Below are 15,381 nucleotides of genomic sequence, written 5' to 3' on the forward strand. Positions count from 1 at the left end.
CCGCTCCCGCCGGGCCCCGCGCGCGGGCCACGGGACAGGCATGGACGGCCCAGCGATTGTGAAATTTTTCACCTGCCCTATTGGCCCGGCGTACCGATCCATGCTGAGATGCGTCCACACTCAACAGCACAACGGCGCGCTAGGGGAGGGCAATGTGGCGCATACCGCCATGTCTGGTTCCGGAACCACTGCCGGTGACGACCCTCTCCAGACCGCGGTATGGCGGCTGCGCTCGCGAGGCTGTTGGACCGACGCCGCGGCTCTCCTGACACCGCACGCCACCGCCCCGGCGCCGGCGCTCCAGCGGGCCTCACTGCTCGTCGAGCGCTGCCTGTTCACCGGTGGCGGCTGGCCGGACGCGGAGGACGCGCTGCGCTCGGCGGAGGCCACGGCCCGCGAGGACGACGAACGCGGCGCCGCCGCCTGCGAACGCGGGCACCTGGCCTACGCGTCGACCGTGCTCGGCGTACGGGACCGCGCCGACGAGGCGCGCGCCGCGCTGGGCCGGGCGGCGGCCCTGCTGGGCCCGGCGGCTCCCGGCCGCGCCCTGCTCGATTTCCGTCGCGGTCTGATCGCCGAACACCTCTCGGACTCCCCGCAGTCGGCCCGTGCCGCCTACCGCCGTGCCCACGCCGCCGCCACGGCGAACGGCGAGACGCTCCTGCTCTCGTTCACCTGGCGCCATCTCGCCGGACTGGCCCTGCGGGAGGGCGAGTTGGCGGAGGCCAGGCACGGCTTCGCCGAATCCCTGCGGATCCGGGAGGAGTTGGGCTACCTCGTCGGTACGGCACCGGCCCTCGCCGCCCTGGCGGACGCCGAGCCCGAACCGGAGGCGACACGGCTGCGCGCGGAGGCGGGGCGCCTGTTCCGGCTGCTGGGCGGCGTACCGACCTGGCTGGCGGCTCAGCTCGCGCCGCCGGCTCCCGCCGCCTGAGTCTCCGCCCGGGCGGCCGCCGTTTTACGGCAGGACCGCCCGGGGCCGGTCACCGCACCCGGTCACGGGCCCGGTACCGCCGCCCCGCCGGCGAAGTGTTCCCGTATCAGCGACCGCACCACCGGCAGGTCCTGTGCGATCAGCGCGTCCAGCAGCGCCGAGTGTTCGGCCGCGTCGGCGATCAGGTCCGCGCGGCGGACGGCCGGGGCGCCGGCCGTCGGCCACTGGGACCGCAGGCGCACGTCGTCCGCGACCATGACCAGGTGGCGATTGCCCGAGAGCGCGAGCACCGCGCGGTGGAAGGCGCGGTCACACTCCGCGTAGGCGGCCCGGTCCCCGTCGGCGGCGGCGGCGCCGGCCGCCTCCGCCAGCGGGCGCAGCTCCTCCCAGCGTTCGGCCGGTACGGAACGGGCCAGCCGCAGCATGACGGGCACCTCGATCAGGGCCCGTACCTCGGCCAGTTCGGCCAGGTCACCGGCGCCGCGCTCGACGACGCGAAAGCCGCGGTTCGGGACGACCTCGACGGCCCCCTCCAGCGTGAGCTGCTGCATGGCCTCGCGCACCGGAGTGGCCGACACCCCGAAACGTTCTCCCAGCGCCGGAGCCGAATAGACCTCACCCGGGGCCAGGTCGCCGGTGACCAGTGCGTCCCGCAGCGCGGCGAGGACCTGCCCGCGCACCGAGTGCCGGCGCACCGGCGGGGCCGGGGACGTCCCGCCGCGCGTCTGCTCCCCACGCGCCTGTTCCGGCAGCGGCCCCTGCCGGGGCGAGTGCGGCCGCGCGGCCTCGGATTCACTGGCTCCGCCCTGCTCCACCCGGCTCCACCTCCACGCTCCGGTCCGGTCGGGCCCCGCTCATGGGGCCGGGTCTCCTGTGCACGATAAGCGGACGGCGGAGCAGTTCACACATCACGGGCATCGGGTAAGGTAAGGCTTACCTGCAATCGCGCCCGATTCGGTGGTCCCTGCATGACCGTGACAGCTCCGCTGCCCAGCCTTCTCACCTCTCCCATGACGGACGCGTACACGCGGCTGACCGAGGTGTTCCCCACGCTGCGCGTCGACGAGCTCACCGAGGGCGGCCGGCTCCCGGAGGGCGGCGGCTGGGTGGGCGCGGCCGAACTCGCCGCCGGCGGCGCCGCCCTCGACGGTTTTCTCGCCTGGGACGAGGAGCAGGTGCGGCGGGACTACGGACAGGAGGCCCGCCCCGATGTGGTCGCCAGCTTCGCCCTGCACCGCTACGCCTGGCCCGCCTGCCTGCTGATCACCGTGCCGTGGTTCCTGAGCCGCCGGGTGCCGCGCGTGCCCGTCGAGAGCGTCTCCGTCCACCGTTCGCTGGGCCGGATGACGGTGAGGACCGGGGACTTCGCCTGTCTGCCGGACGACCCGGCGGCCACCGCTCCGGGCGCCCGTGTCGTACCGGACGAGGAGGCCCTGCGCGCCGAGGTGCGGTCGGCCGTCGCCGAGCATCTGGAGCCGGTCCTCGAACGGTTCGGCCCGCGGATGCGGCGCCGTGGCAGGGCGCTCTGGGGCATGGCGACCGACGAGCTCGTCGAGGGCCTCTGGTACGTCGCGGAACTGCTGGGCGAGGAGCGCCGCGCGATGGCGGAGCTGGAGAAGCTGCTGCCGGGCACGGCCAAGCCGTACGTCGGTACGGCGGGTTTCCGTGAACTGACCGGGCCGAAGGGCGAGTCGCTGCCCACCCGGGACCGGGCCAGTTGCTGTCTTTTCTACACACTGCGCCCCGAGGACACCTGTGCGAGCTGTCCGCGTACGTGCGACGCCGACCGGATCCGGAAGCTGAGCGCGAGCACCTGACCCCGCGTCACCACCGAGGCCACACCACCCGCTAGGGTGATATTAATCGAACATGACAGCCGCCTCTCGTGCGGCCGTTCTAGTCGATCGCGCCGATTTGTGCGCCACACCGCTTCGTTGGTGTTGTCTTGACCCAAAACCCCCTGAGGGGAACCGCATTTCCGCCATTATGGCGCCCCAAACGCCCTACTGCGATGCAAGGATCACCGCATGCAACTGACGGACATATCGCTGAACTGGCTACTCCCCGGCGGCGTGCTGCTCGTCGGAATCCTGGTGGCGGTGGCAGTGCTTGCGCGTGGCAAGCGCGCTGGTGAGAAATCCGCCACTGAGGACTCCTGGGAACGCAGTGAAGAACGCCGCAGGCGCAAGGAAGCGATCTATGGCACCGCCTCCTACGCTCTGCTCTTCTGCTGTGCCGCCGTGGCCGCGGCTCTCTCGTTCCACGGCCTCGTCGGCTTCGGCCAGGAGAATCTCAGCCTGAGCGGCGGCTGGGAGTATCTCGTACCGTTCGGTCTCGACGGTGCGGCGATGTTCTGCTCCGTTCTCGCGGTACGCGAGGCCAGCCACGGCGACGCCGCCCTCGGTTCGCGACTGCTCGTGTGGACCTTCGCCGGTGCCGCCGCCTGGTTCAACTGGGTGCACGCGCCCAGGGGTCTGGGACACGACGGCGCTCCGCACTTCTTCGCCGGTATGTCGCTCTCGGCGGCGGTCCTGTTCGACCGCGCGCTGAAGCAGACCCGCCGGGCGGCGCTTCGCGAGCAGGGGCTTGTCCCCCGCCCGCTGCCGCAGATCCGGATCGTACGGTGGCTGCGTGCGCCCCGCGAGACCTTCGGCGCCTGGTCGCTGATGCTGCTCGAAGGCGTACGCACCCTGGACGAAGCGGTCGACGAGGTACGCGAGGACCGGCGGCAGAAGGAACAGACCCGACACCGCAGGCGTGAGCAGGGGAAGCTGGACCGGGCGCAGATCAAGGCGCTCAACCGCCAGCACCGTGCCTGGGGACGCGGCCGCGGTGGCCGCCAGGTCGCCCTGCCCGCGGTCGGCGGAGGCGGCGCTTCAGCCGTCGAGGCCGCCGCGGAGCCTGCTATAGCGGAGCCGGGTCAGCTACCCAGCCGGTCCCGGCTCTCCCTTCAGGCCGTGAAGGCTGGTGAGGCCCCCCGCACGGTGGACCTCACCGCGGAGGACGACACTCAGGCCCTGCCGCGTCTCGACTCCCTTGAGCGCAAGCTCAAGGATCTTGAGCAGCAGTTCGGCTGAGCCCCAGCAGGAAGCACACCCGGACCGGCGTGACGGACAACCGTCACGCCGGTTTCGTGTCCGCCCCGCCGTGCCACCTCCGCCCGGCGCTCCGGGGAGCCCGGGGACCCGGCCGGGCATGGTCACCCGAGCCTTCGCTCCCGACCGGCCCCGGTGGGCGCCTCGCCTCAGGCCGCCTCGCCGTTCAGCTCGAACCAGACGGTCTTGCCCGGCGGCCGGGTCCTGATCCCCCAGTCGTCCGCCAGGCTCCGTACCAGCGCCAGTCCCCTGCCGTGCGTCGCGTCGTCGGCGGCGCGCCTGGGCGGCTCGGGCAACGCCGGCAGCTCGGCGACGAAGTCCCGCACCTCGACCCTCAGCCGTGAGTCCGCGACCGTCGCCGTGACCACCGCTCCGCTCTCCGTGTGCACCAGCGCGTTGGTGACCAGCTCGCTCATGAGCAGCTCCGCCACCGCCGCCGAGTCCCGCTCCCGCCAGTGCCGCAGCATTTCGCGCAACGCGTGCCGCACTTCCGGGACCGCCGCCAGGTCGGCACCGCCCACTCTGCGCCGTAGCCCTGCCATTACTTCCGCCCCCCCGTCCGTACCGGTGACGACTCCTGTTCTCGAACCCGTACTCGACATGCATGCCCCGCTCCGCATACGCCACGCGTGCCGTGCGTCACCTCGCCGTGGCACGAGCGGCGCACGGGTAGGCGCACGGGGCTCAGGGGCGGGGCACGTTCCGGAGGTTGGAGCGGGCCATCTGCACCATGCGCCCCACCCCGCCGTCCAGGACGATCTTGCTGGCCGAGAGCGCGAAGCCGGTCACCATGTCCGCGCGGATCTTCGGCGGGATGGAGAGCGCGTTCGGGTCGGTGACCACATCCACCAGGGCCGGGCCCTTGTGCCGGAAAGCGTCCTTGAGCGCGCCTTCGAGCTGCCGGGGCTTCTCCACCCGCACCCCGTGGGCGCCGGCCGCACGCGCGATACCGGCGAAGTCCGGGTTGTGGTTGGTCGTGCCGTACGCCGGCAGACCGGCCACCATCATCTCCAGCTCCACCATGCCCAGCGCGGAGTTGTTGAAGAGGACGATCTTCACGGGCAGGTCGTACTGGACGAGGGTGAGGAAGTCGCCCATGAGCATGGAGAATCCGCCGTCCCCGGACATCGAGACGACCTGGCGGTTCCGGTCGGTGAACTGGGCTCCGATGGCCTGCGGCAGCGCGTTGGCCATCGAGCCGTGGCTGAACGAGCCGATGACACGACGGCGTCCGTTCGGCGACAGATAGCGGGCGGCCCAGACATTGCACATGCCGGTGTCCACGGTGAACACCGCGTCGTCGTCGGCGAGTTCGTCCAGGACGGCGGCGACGTACTCGGGATGGATCGGGGTGTGTTTCTCGACCTTGCGGGTGTACGCCCTGACCACGCCCTCCAGCGCGTCGGCGTGCTTCTTCAGCATCTTGTCGAGGAACCCGCGGTCCGTCTTGGCCCGCACCCGCGGCGTCAGACAGGTCAGTGTCTCGCGGACATCGCCCCAGACGGCGAGGTCCAGCTTGGAGCGGCGGCCGAGGTGCTCCGGCCTGACATCGACCTGGACGATCTTGACGTCGTCGGGCAGAAAGGCGTTGTACGGGAAGTCCGTGCCCAGCAGGATGAGCAGATCGCACTCGTGGGTGGCCTCATAGGCGGCGCCGTAGCCGAGCAGTCCGCTCATGCCGACGTCGTACGGATTGTCGTACTGGATCCATTCCTTGCCGCGCAGGGCATGCCCGACCGGGGACTTGACGCGCTCGGCGAACTCCATGACCTCACGGTGCGCGCCGGCGGTGCCGCTGCCGCAGAAGAGGGTGACCCGGTCCGCCTCGTCGATCATACGGGCGAGCTTCTCGATCTCGGCGTCGCCGGGGCGTACGGACGGGCGTGAGGTGACGAGCGCGTGCTCCACCGCCCGCTCCGGGGCCGGGGCGGAGGCGATGTCGCCGGGCAGTGTGACCACACTGACGCCGCCGCGGCCGATGGCGTGCTGAATCGCCGTCTGGAGCAGCCGGGGCATCTGCTTCGGATGGGAGATCATCTCGCTGTAGTGGCTGCACTCGCGGAAAAGCTGATCCGGATGGGTCTCCTGGAAGTAACCGAGACCGATCTCGCCGGACGGGATGTGGGAGGCGAGCGCGAGCACGGGGGCCATCGAACGGTGGGCGTCGTACAGGCCGTTGATGAGATGCAGATTGCCCGGGCCGCAGGAGCCCGCGCAGGCGGCGAGTTTGCCGGTGACCTGGGCTTCGGCCCCGGCCGCGAAGGCGGCGGTCTCCTCGTGTCTGACCTGGACCCAGTCGATGGCGGCAGTGCGGCGGATCGCGTCGACGACGGGGTTCAGGCTGTCGCCGACGACTCCGTACAGACGCTGGACGCCCGCCCTGACGAGGATGTCGACGAACTGTTCCGCCACATTCTGCTTGGCCATGGAAGAGCACCCTTTCTGGTCTCCGGCGGGGCCTCGGGCGGCGGGCCGGGGCCGGCGTGAGCCGTCCCGGTCCGGCCTCCGGTGTCCATCAACCCACGCCGGGCGCGGTTACGCCTCCCAGACGGCGACCGCCGTACGGTCGTCGGCGTACCCCTTCACTCTGAGCTGGGTGTCCGCCAGGTAGCCGGCCAGACCCGGCGGATCCACGGGGCCCCAGCGGTCGGCGAGTTCCTTGGCGAGCGCGGGCTCGCCGCGCAGGGGTTCGGCGAAGCCGGTGCCGCACAGCAGCAGCGTGTCACCCGGCCGGGCCACCGAGGCCCGGAACCGGAACGGCTCGGACGGCGGCGGAAGGGGCCCCTCGATGTAGGGGGCCTGCGGGGTCGGGATCCCCAGGTCCATGGTCAGCCGGTCGCCCTCCGGTGTCTCGGTGGGCTGGGAGCCGAAGCCGACGACCGGGTCGCCCGTCATGGCGGCCGGCTCCGGGAGGTCCGGCTCCAGGTCCTGCCAGACGCCGTCCCTGAGCCGGAACAGACCGCCGTCACCGACCCCGAAGAACACCCGGGTCCGGCAGCGCGGATCGGCGGAGAGCAGCAGACAGCGCAGACTCGCGGTGTACTCCCGAGGCTCGACCCCCAGCTCGGCGGCGCGGGCGCGGAGCCTGCCGTAACCACGGTCGGTGAGCCGCTGGAGCCCCGATTTCAGCTCGCTCCTGCGGCCGGCTCTGATGTCCTCGGAGAGCCGGTCGTGGCTGCGCCCCACGGCGTCTCCGATCCACCGGCACGCCTCGGCCGCGGCCCGGTGGGCGGTCCCGGTGGCAGGGGCCCCCTGGGCGACGACGACCAGCACCAGGGCCTCGGCGCCCTGGCCGAAGCGGACGGTGAGCAGGGCGTCCCGCCGTGGTTCGCCACGGTGCCGGGCGGAATCCCCCCGCATGGAGACGGCCCTCAGCGCGTACGTGCCGTACCGGGCTCCGTCCAGGACGGTGTCGGCGACGGTCTCGCCCAGCCGGTCGGCGGGGGCCGGTGGCAGCGTGGTGGGCTCGGGGTCGTAGACGGGCGGTTCGTCTCCGAGACGGGCGGCCACGGGCGGTGGCAGCGGGCCACGGTGCCGCCCGGAGTGCCGTGCCCCGCGCGGAGACGCGGACCCCGCTCCGTCGTCCGGGGAGCCGGTGGCTCCCCGCGCCGGTACGGAGGGCGGCCTGGGGCCGCCACCGCTGCCGGACTCACCGCCGGACGGCCCCGGCCCGGCCGGAGGCGAGGCGCCGAACGGCCCGGCGGAGCCTGCGGGTCCAACAGGTCCGGCGGGTCCAACAGGTCCGGCGGCGGGAGGCGGCCCCGGGAGGCGGTGGGGCCCGTCAGCGGCGGGCTCCGGCACACGGCGTCCGGCCGACGGCGGCCCCGAGGGCCAGGGACCGGCACCGGCCGGGGGCGCGGAACCGAAAAGTCCCGGTGCCGGGGGGCCACCGAAACCGGGCCATGGCTGCGCGGGACGCTGCTCGGCGCCGACGGGCTCCCGCTCACCGCGCCCGGCCGGGGGAGGCCCCGGGGGCCAGGGGCCCGCACCCGCCGGGGGCGCGGAATCAAAACGGCGGGCGGGCGCCGGGGAGCCGGACTCGGCCCCGGGGGATCCCCCGGGAGGCGCGGGCGGCGCGGGTATTCGGGGGTGGCGCTCCTCCACGGGTCCGGGCAGCGGCTTCGCGTCGCCGGGAGGGTACGCACCGGGCGCCTCCCAGGGCGCCCGCCGGCGCGGTGGGAGGGCCGCCGACGGCGGCTGCTCCCACCAGCCCCCCGGCCGACGCGCCGGACCCGCCGGGCCGGGGTCCTCGGGTGTGGCGCTTCCGGCGGCACCGGTCCCGTTCTCCGCGGTGGTCTCGCGGGCGTCCGCCGCGTCCACCGCGCCCAGTGCGTCCGCCGCCGAATCGAAGCGGTCGTCGACCGTGTCCCCGGCCGCCGCGGCGGGACCGGTGTCCGGCACGGACTCCTCGTACAGCCGGTGCCACCAGTCGTCGTCGGTGGGCCTCTCCCCCTGCTGGCTCATGACCCTATTGTCGACCGCGCCGGGGGTGCGAAAACGGCGCGTCGAACAAAAATTCACGTGCGCCGGGCGACCCCACCCCCCCACGGGAAGGACGCCCGGCGAACGCTCACAGGTGCGGCGGGCGGGTGCTCCGGCGCGGAGCCGGACACTTCACTCTCCCGAGCAAATCCGGGCCCAGACACCCCGAAAGGCATATGACCGGCTTTGTTGCCGCTGTGATGGCGCCACCTTGGCAGAGTGAACGGGCGTACAGGGATGATGTGGGCGGCGGGTTTACGCCGTGGCCGGTTTCCGCCAGGGCCGTCCGGCGAGACCGGTGCGTCCGGCGAGGGCGCGTGAAGCGTCCGGGGAGGGGTGCAGGGGTGCTGGGAGCGATAGGTCTTGACGAGCGGCAGGAGTCCGCGTACCGCGCGCTGGTGGCGATCGGCGCCGCGGAGGTGGCGGCGCTGGCCCACCGGCTGGCTCTCCCGGAGCCGGACACCGAACGGATCCTGCGCACGCTGGAGCAGCACGGCCTGGCCGCGCAGTCGTCGTCCCGTACCGGACGGTGGGTCGCCGCGCCGCCCGCCGTCGCACTCGGCGCGCTGCTCACCCAGCACCGCCATGAGCTGGAGAAGGCCGAACTGGCCGCGGTGATCCTCGCCGAGGAGTACCGGGCGGAGGCCGCGGAACCGGCCGTCCACGATCTCGTCGAGGTGGTGACGGGCGCGGGCGCGGTCGCGCACCGCTTTCTGCAGTTGCAGCTCGGCGCCACCGAAGAGGTCTGCGCCCTGGTCACCGGGCGGCCCGTCGCGGTGACGGGGAGGGACAACGAGGCGGAGGAACGGGCCGCGGGCCGGGGAGTCGGCTACCGGGTGGTGATCGAGCGCGAGGTCCTCTCGCTGCCCGAGGGGGTCACCGAGCTCACCGCCGCGCTCGGCCGCGACGAGCGGGTCCGGGTGACGGAGCGGGTGCCCACCAAGCTGGTCATCGCGGACCGCGCCCTGGCGATGGTGCCGCTGACCGGGCCCGGGGCCGAGCCCGCGGCTCTCGTCGTGCACGCCAGCGGGCTGCTGGAGTCTCTGACGGGACTGTTCGAAGCGGTGTGGCGGGAGGGACTGCCGCTGCGGCTGAGTGCGGACGGCACCGTGGTCCGGGCGGACCTTCCCGGTCCGGACGGGACGGACCTGCGGATTCTGTCGCTGCTGCTCGCCGGGATGACCGACGCGAGTGTCGCCAAACAGCTCGATCTGGGACTGCGGACCGTGCAGCGCCGGGTGCGGGGGCTGATGGAGCTGAGCGGTGTGACGACCCGGCTTCAGCTCGGGTGGCATGCCTATGAGAAGGGCTGGGTGACGCGCGGCCTGCGGGACTGAGCCCGTTCCTGCACAGTTGGCAGATGGACGTGTGGCAGCTCGTGCTGGTGGGCCTGGTCATGCTGCTCGGTCTGTTCGGCGTGCTCGTCCCGGGCGTACCGGGCCAGGCGATCGTCTGGGCCTCGGTGCTCTGGTGGTCGCTGTCGGAGACGAGCCGGGTGGCCTGGGCCGTACTGATCGGGGCGACGGCGCTGCTGCTGCTGAACCAGGCGCTCAGACCTCTGCTGCCGTCCCGCAGGACCAGCAGGACAGGGGCGCCGCGGCAGACGCTGCTGACGGCCGGGGTCAGCGGGATCGCGGGCTTCTTCGTGGTGCCGGTGCTGGGCGGGATCCTGGGGTTCGTCGGGGGCGTCTACTGCGCGGAGCGGAGCAGACTCGGCAGCCACCGGGCCGGCTGGGCGTCGACGCGTATGTTCATGCGCACGGCGGGCTATTCGCTGCTGGTGGAGCTGTTCGCGTGCCTGCTGGTGGTGGGCGCGTGGCTGGGCGCGGTGATCTCCACGCGATGATCCGGGCGCCGGGTCGATACACCTGGACGGACCGTCAGCGGGCCGGGGCCGTACCGGAACGTGCCGGTACGCCCCCGGGTGGCCCGCCCCGCGCCCGGCGGAGTCGCGGGGCGGGCCGCACTCGTCGTCCTGACGGCCTACCGGAATCTGCCCCGCTTGGCTTCCATGGCCGCACGGCCCTCGGCGCCCTTGCGCTTCCAGTCACGCAGGATCTCGCCCCGCAGCCGGGCGTCGGTCTTGGCGACGATGCGCTGGTTCTCCCGCAGCAGCTTGCGGTAGCTCTCCAGCCTGCGCACGGGCAGCGAACCGTCCTCCACGGCGGCGAGCACGGCACATCCCGGCTCCGACACATGGGCGCAGTCGTGGAAGCGGCACTCCTCGGCGAGCGCCTCGATCTCCGAGAAGACCTGCCCGACACCCACTTCCGCGTCCCACAGCCCGACGCCCCGCAGCCCCGGCGTGTCAATCAGCACACCGCCGCCGGGCATCGCGAGAAGGTTGCGCGTCGTGGTGGTGTGCCGGCCCTTTCCGTCCGCGTCGCGGGTGGCCCGCACCTCCATCACCTCGTCCCCCAGCAGCGCGTTGGCGAGGGTCGACTTCCCCGCGCCGGAGACCCCCAGCAGCACGCTCGTACCGCCCGACAGCACGGCGGAGAGCACCTCGATCCCCTCCCCCGTCGCCGAACTGACGGTCAGTACCCGCACACCGGGAGCGGTGGTCCTGACATCGTCGACCAGATGGGTGAGCACCCCGGTGTCCGCCACGAGATCGGCCTTGGTGAGCACAACGAGGGGGAGGGCGCCGCTCTCCCACCCCAGTGCGAGGAAGCGTTCGACGCGGCCCAGGTCGAGTTCGACGGCGAGTGAGACCGCGATGACCGCGTGGTCGACATTGGCCGCGAGGATCTGCCCCTCGGACCGGGAGGAGGAGGTGGAGCGTACGAACGCGGTGCGCCGCGGCAGATACTCGCGTACGAACCGCGGATCGCCCTCCGCGTCCACGGCGGCCCAGTCCCCGGTGCAGATCACCCGCAGCGGATCGTGCGGTGTGACAAAGGCGGTGTCGGCACGGACGACACCACCGGCGGTGACGACATCACACTGCCCGCGGTCCACACGCACAACGCGGCCGGGCAGCAGACCGCGCTGGGCGTACGGAGCGAACTCGGCCTCCCACCCCTGGTCCCAGCCGTACGGGGCGAGAGGGTACGAAGCAGAGGATGCCTCAGCGGAGGAAAACGAGAAAGACAAGGGAAACCCTTCGAAGGGCGGCCCCGGCGGCGCGCTCGGCGCGGAAGTGGTGCAGGTGTCAGCCGGAGGCCACAGGGATGGGGACGATGAACTTCTGATCGCGGGCAGCGCCCGTCACCGTGACAGTCATCAATGTCCTCACCTCCTGCTTCCTCAACGAGCAACAACGCTCCGGCGGGGCCCTGTTACGGCACCGCTCCGGACGAGGCCAACCCTAGCCGGACCGCGCCACGCGACGCGACGTATTTATCCGGCCCGCCCCCGGCCTCCGATCCCGCCTGCCGCACCGCTCCCCCGGCGTGCGATCCCCGCCACCGGCCTCCGACAGCTCGGGCCGAACGCCGGTGGCTGACCGGACCACCCGGCCGGGGCCGGATCGTCCGGTCAGCCGCCGGTCCCGCCGCCGTAGAGGCGTTCCACACGCAGCCGGATGACCAGCCGCCGGTCGCGGATCATGGCGGCGCGATAGTCGTCCCAGTCGGGATGCTCGCCGGCCAGCCCCCGGTACATCTCGACCAGTTCCTCCACGGTGGCGTCGTCCGGTTCCGCCGCCACCGGCGTGACGTCGGCGGTCCCCTCGGCGACGACATAAGTACCGAAGTCCGGGGAGGTGACATGCAGACTGGCCCGCGGGTCCCGGCGGAGGTTGACACTCTTCGCCCGGTCCGCGGTGGCCGACACCCGGATCAGGCGGTTGGCCGGATCGGCGAGGTAGAGAACGTTGGAGAGCTGTGGCCGGCCGTTGGACTTGACGGTCGTCAGGACACCGCGCCGGGTGTCGGCCAGCAGGGTCTCAAAAGCGTCATTGGTCATCGATCGCCCTTTCCTGGTGCGGATGCCGGCCGGCGCCGGACCCGCGGTGGATCCGCCGCCACGACACCGACACCGATACCGCCGGGACGGGACCGCTCCTTCATGGCCGCCATACTGCCCCACGGTCGCACCGGCGCAGATCGCCTGATGGCCTTTAGCAGCAAGAAGGCCCACTGTCAGCCTTTTCCTTTACTGATCACTCAATAGAGGATTTATCTCCCCTGTTCGGTCGCCGTCCGCCCGTGGTTGGGCAGGCTTCGTGCGGGCCGCGGGGCGGCGCGGTCGACGGCCGCGCGGTGTGCGGGCGGGTGGGAATCGGGGAGGCGATGTCTGATGTCTGTCAGTGACAGTGGTTCGCGAAGCGACCGGGGGACGGAGGCGGCGTATCTGGCCGCCGGGCTGGCCGATCTCGCGGTCAGCGGTGCGGTGTCCGTGCTGCGGGGCCTGCGAGGGATTCTGGGAAGGTCGGACCTGACCGAGCTGACTCAGGACAGCGGAGAGGATCTCAAGGCGCGGGGCCGGCTGGCCCTCCAGCGGTACACGGCCATACCCGAGCCGCATCTTGAGCTGCTGGCCCGGCGCGTGGCCGCCCGGCCGGGACCGGCCCCGGGTGCGCGCGATGACTGACGAGTGGCCTGAGCGCGGTGCTCTCAAAGACCGGGTCGACCTGGAGCTGAAGGAGTTCGTGGACCAGGAGATCACCGAACTCATAGCTGTCGACAAGGAGTTGGCGCCGCTGGCCGAGCAGCTCCGCACAGCCACCGAGCAGGGCAAACGCCTGCGGGCCGCCTTCTGTTACTGGGGCTGGCGCGCGGCCGGGCAGCCCGACAGCGACGCGATGATCAGGGCCGCCACCGCCATGGAACTCGTCCATGCCGCCGCCGTGGTCCATGACGACATCATTGACAACAGCCCCGTGCGGCGTGGAGCGCCCACCGCTCATGTCGCCCTGCGGGAGACGCTGAGCGGGCTCGCGGACCGCACGGCGGGCGGCCGGGCCCTGGCGATGCTCGCCGGCGATCTGCTGATGTCGTGGGCCGGGCAGCTTTTCACCTCGTGCGGTCTGCCGGCCGCCTACCTGGCGCGGGCCCGGTCGATGTGGGCCACTCTGGCCCGTGAGCTCGTCGCCGGCGAAGCCCTGGAGATCCTGCGCACCGGATCCCCGCCGCACGCCGGCAGTTCCCTTCAGGTCATCCGCTACAAGACGGCGAAGTACACGGTGGAGCACCCACTGCACATCGGTGGCCGCCTGGCCGGAGCCGGTCCTTCGCTGCTGGAGACCTTCAGCTCCTACGGGCTCCCGCTGGGCGAGGCGTTCCAGCTCCGGGACGACCTGCTTGGCGTCTTCGGCTCCCCTCACATCACGGGCAAGTCGAATCTGGACGATCTCACCGGCCACAAACCCACGGCGCTGCTGGCGATGACCTGGCCCGCCGCCACCCCGGCCGAGCGGAAGGTCCTGCGGGGTCTGCTCGGCAGCCGCTCTCTCGACCAGCAGGGCTTGGAGCAGGTGCGGGACATCATGCGGCGCACCGGATCCGTCACCCGGATCGAGGCTCTGATCGCCGAACGGGTACGGGCGGCCACCTCTGCGGTGACCCGGGCAGGTCTGCCGCCCCCCGCCGCCCGGGCCCTCACAGGGCTGATCGACTCGGCCGTCAGCCGTCACTCATGACCACGCGAGGAGAAGCGTCCGTGCCGTACACACACCGGTCCATGGAATCTCTGCGGCAGGTCGGCGACGAACTCGCCGACGCGACGGTGGCCACGCTGTTCGAGCGGGGTGAAACGGGCAAGTTCAACACGCTCATGCGGTGGTTCTCCCGGGCCGGCCAGGACCTGCCCGAGGGGCTGCCCGACGTGGCCCGCGAGTATCTGCACGCCACCAGCAAACCTCCGGCCTGGGTGGACTGGGACGAGATGGAGAAGGCCCGCCTGTTCTTCATCGACAACAACGTGCACATCTCGACCGCGCTGTCCTTCGCGGCGATGCCCGCCTGCTACGCCGTCCCCCATGCCGCCAAACTCCTCAGCGCCACCCATGGCCTGGAATACCCCTCCCGGCGCATGGCCGAGACCGGCCAGTTCACCGTCTATCTGATGCGTCCGGACGCCTTCGAGGACGGCAGCCGCTTCATCCCCGCCGCACAGAAGGTCCGCCTGCTGCACGCGTCCATCCGGCACCATCTGCGCCGTGAGGGCCGCTGGGACGTGGCCGAACTGGGCGTGCCGATCTGTCAGGAGGACATGATCGGCGCCCAGATGAACTTCTCCATCCAGGTGCTGGACGCCCTGCACCGGCTCGGTATCCATATGTCGGAGGACGGCGCCCGGTCCTACTACTACGCCTGGCGCGTCGTCGGGGCCATGCTCGGAATCGACGTCGACGCCGCGCCGGCCGACCTGGAGAGCGCACGCCTCTTCTCCGACCTGTACATGACCCGGCACATGGGTCCCTCCGAGGAGGGCATCCGGCTCACCCGTCAACTGATCGACCTCTACGAAGAGGTCGTGCCCGGCACCGCGTTCGACCCGGTGGTCTCCGCCCTGATCCGTTTCCTGATCGGCGACACGGCCGCCGACTGGCTGGCCGTGCCGCGCTCGGCCTGGGACTCCGCCGTCAAGGCCGGCCCCGTACTGCTGGGCCTCCTGGAACGCGTCGAGGACAACTCCCCCTTGGCGGCCTGGGCCCTGGACCACCTCGGCGGGCTCACCAGCAATCTGGAACTCAGCTCTCTGACCCGCGGCCGTGTCATGCAGTACGCCATCCCCGAGCAGCTCAAGAGCGAGTACGGGGTCGCCTCCGCCGCGTCACGCACCGCCCGCTGGACCCCGCCGCCGCTGTCCGCGCCCGCGCTGGAGGACACCGTCTGACACCGCGCCGGCGCCTTTTCCCCCGGGCCCGTTCACGCGGGCACCGGGCCGGTCCGGCGGTGCCACAGGAGATGCCCAATGCCCGCC

14 protein-coding genes are annotated in these 15,381 nt (G+C 72.1%); 8 read left to right on the forward strand and 6 right to left on the reverse strand.

Annotated features, from left to right (window positions below; translation table 11 throughout):
• The first annotated feature begins 169 nt into the window (after nucleotides 1-169).
• Nucleotides 170-934, forward strand: a complete 765-nt coding sequence (locus tag ABZ707_RS05365; RefSeq protein WP_360168074.1) for a hypothetical protein — start codon at nucleotides 170-172, stop codon at nucleotides 932-934.
• A gap of 62 nt (nucleotides 935-996) precedes the next feature.
• Here the strand turns inward: ABZ707_RS05365 and ABZ707_RS05370 are convergent, their stop codons facing one another.
• Entirely contained in the window at nucleotides 997-1,749 is a 753-nt protein-coding gene (locus tag ABZ707_RS05370; RefSeq protein WP_360168077.1) for a GntR family transcriptional regulator, read from the reverse strand.
• Between the two features lie 153 nt (nucleotides 1,750-1,902).
• Here ABZ707_RS05370 and ABZ707_RS05375 point away from each other — a divergent pair, with 153 nt between their 5' ends.
• Together ABZ707_RS05375 and ABZ707_RS05380 are read left to right on the forward strand one after the other, a co-directional pair.
• Nucleotides 1,903-2,751, forward strand: a complete 849-nt coding sequence (locus tag ABZ707_RS05375; RefSeq protein ID WP_360168080.1) for a (2Fe-2S)-binding protein — start codon at nucleotides 1,903-1,905, stop codon at nucleotides 2,749-2,751.
• Nucleotides 2,752-2,961: 210 nt separating this feature from the next.
• Nucleotides 2,962-4,011: a DUF2637 domain-containing protein gene (locus ABZ707_RS05380; protein ID WP_360168083.1), complete on the forward strand. Its 1,050-nt coding sequence runs from the start codon at nucleotides 2,962-2,964 to the stop codon at nucleotides 4,009-4,011.
• 167 nt (nucleotides 4,012-4,178) lie between these two features.
• Here ABZ707_RS05380 and ABZ707_RS05385 read toward each other — a convergent pair whose 3' ends face one another.
• The 3 genes from ABZ707_RS05385 to ABZ707_RS05395 form a co-directional block, all read right to left on the reverse strand.
• On the reverse strand, nucleotides 4,179-4,571 hold the full coding sequence (locus ABZ707_RS05385) for an ATP-binding protein (RefSeq protein WP_360168086.1): 393 nt from the start codon (nucleotides 4,569-4,571) through the stop codon (nucleotides 4,179-4,181).
• 142 nt (nucleotides 4,572-4,713) lie between these two features.
• Nucleotides 4,714-6,456 (reverse strand): pyruvate dehydrogenase, encoded by a 1,743-nt coding sequence (locus ABZ707_RS05390; protein WP_360168089.1) that lies wholly within the window; start codon nucleotides 6,454-6,456, stop codon nucleotides 4,714-4,716.
• Between the two features lie 108 nt (nucleotides 6,457-6,564).
• Nucleotides 6,565-8,493, reverse strand: coding sequence for a protein phosphatase 2C domain-containing protein (locus ABZ707_RS05395; RefSeq protein ID WP_360168092.1), 1,929 nt, complete (start codon nucleotides 8,491-8,493; stop codon nucleotides 6,565-6,567).
• Between the two features lie 362 nt (nucleotides 8,494-8,855).
• Between ABZ707_RS05395 and ABZ707_RS05400 the strand changes: the two genes are divergently transcribed.
• Both ABZ707_RS05400 and ABZ707_RS05405 read left to right on the forward strand, forming a co-directional pair.
• Complete coding sequence (locus ABZ707_RS05400; RefSeq protein ID WP_360168095.1) at nucleotides 8,856-9,848, forward strand: helix-turn-helix domain-containing protein; 993 nt, start codon at nucleotides 8,856-8,858, stop codon at nucleotides 9,846-9,848.
• A gap of 23 nt (nucleotides 9,849-9,871) precedes the next feature.
• Nucleotides 9,872-10,357: a DUF456 domain-containing protein gene (locus ABZ707_RS05405; RefSeq protein ID WP_360168098.1), complete on the forward strand. Its 486-nt coding sequence runs from the start codon at nucleotides 9,872-9,874 to the stop codon at nucleotides 10,355-10,357.
• 137 nt (nucleotides 10,358-10,494) lie between these two features.
• On the opposite strand, the gene rsgA is transcribed toward ABZ707_RS05405, so the two are convergent.
• Complete coding sequence (gene rsgA / locus ABZ707_RS05410; protein WP_360168101.1) at nucleotides 10,495-11,607, reverse strand: ribosome small subunit-dependent GTPase A; 1,113 nt, start codon at nucleotides 11,605-11,607, stop codon at nucleotides 10,495-10,497.
• A 384-nt stretch (nucleotides 11,608-11,991) separates the two neighbouring features.
• Nucleotides 11,992-12,420 (reverse strand): PPOX class F420-dependent oxidoreductase, encoded by a 429-nt coding sequence (locus ABZ707_RS05415; protein ID WP_360168104.1) that lies wholly within the window; start codon nucleotides 12,418-12,420, stop codon nucleotides 11,992-11,994.
• 333 nt (nucleotides 12,421-12,753) lie between these two features.
• Here ABZ707_RS05415 and ABZ707_RS05420 point away from each other — a divergent pair, with 333 nt between their 5' ends.
• The 3 genes from ABZ707_RS05420 to ABZ707_RS05430 are packed head-to-tail and all read left to right on the forward strand — an operon-like array spanning nucleotide 12,754 to nucleotide 15,294.
• Nucleotides 12,754-13,047, forward strand: coding sequence for a polyprenyl synthetase (locus ABZ707_RS05420; protein WP_360168107.1), 294 nt, complete (start codon nucleotides 12,754-12,756; stop codon nucleotides 13,045-13,047).
• Nucleotides 13,040-14,095 (forward strand): polyprenyl synthetase family protein, encoded by a 1,056-nt coding sequence (locus tag ABZ707_RS05425; protein ID WP_360168110.1) that lies wholly within the window; start codon nucleotides 13,040-13,042, stop codon nucleotides 14,093-14,095. Before ABZ707_RS05420 ends, ABZ707_RS05425 begins: the two co-directional genes overlap by 8 nt.
• A gap of 20 nt (nucleotides 14,096-14,115) precedes the next feature.
• Complete coding sequence (locus ABZ707_RS05430) at nucleotides 14,116-15,294, forward strand: oxygenase MpaB family protein (protein WP_360168113.1); 1,179 nt, start codon at nucleotides 14,116-14,118, stop codon at nucleotides 15,292-15,294.
• Nucleotides 15,295-15,381 lie beyond the last annotated feature (87 nt).

Origin of the sequence: Streptomyces sp. NPDC006923 (assembly GCF_040635655.1) — a bacterium.
In the GTDB taxonomy this organism is placed as follows: domain Bacteria; phylum Actinomycetota; class Actinomycetes; order Streptomycetales; family Streptomycetaceae; genus Streptomyces.

Coding starts and splice junctions, on each gene's coding strand:
- ABZ707_RS05365 (WP_360168074.1), top strand. CDS start 170: ATGTCTGGTTCCGGAACCACTGCCGGTGACGACCCTCTCCAGACCGCG.
- ABZ707_RS05375 (WP_360168080.1), top strand. CDS start 1,903: ATGACCGTGACAGCTCCGCTGCCCAGCCTTCTCACCTCTCCCATGACG.
- ABZ707_RS05380 (WP_360168083.1), top strand. CDS start 2,962: ATGCAACTGACGGACATATCGCTGAACTGGCTACTCCCCGGCGGCGTG.
- ABZ707_RS05385 (WP_360168086.1), bottom strand. CDS start 4,571: ATGGCAGGGCTACGGCGCAGAGTGGGCGGTGCCGACCTGGCGGCGGTC.
- ABZ707_RS05390 (WP_360168089.1), bottom strand. CDS start 6,456: ATGGCCAAGCAGAATGTGGCGGAACAGTTCGTCGACATCCTCGTCAGG.
- ABZ707_RS05395 (WP_360168092.1), bottom strand. CDS start 8,493: ATGAGCCAGCAGGGGGAGAGGCCCACCGACGACGACTGGTGGCACCGG.
- ABZ707_RS05405 (WP_360168098.1), top strand. CDS start 9,872: ATGGACGTGTGGCAGCTCGTGCTGGTGGGCCTGGTCATGCTGCTCGGT.
- ABZ707_RS05415 (WP_360168104.1), bottom strand. CDS start 12,420: ATGACCAATGACGCTTTTGAGACCCTGCTGGCCGACACCCGGCGCGGT.
- ABZ707_RS05420 (WP_360168107.1), top strand. CDS start 12,754: ATGTCTGTCAGTGACAGTGGTTCGCGAAGCGACCGGGGGACGGAGGCG.
- ABZ707_RS05425 (WP_360168110.1), top strand. CDS start 13,040: ATGACTGACGAGTGGCCTGAGCGCGGTGCTCTCAAAGACCGGGTCGAC.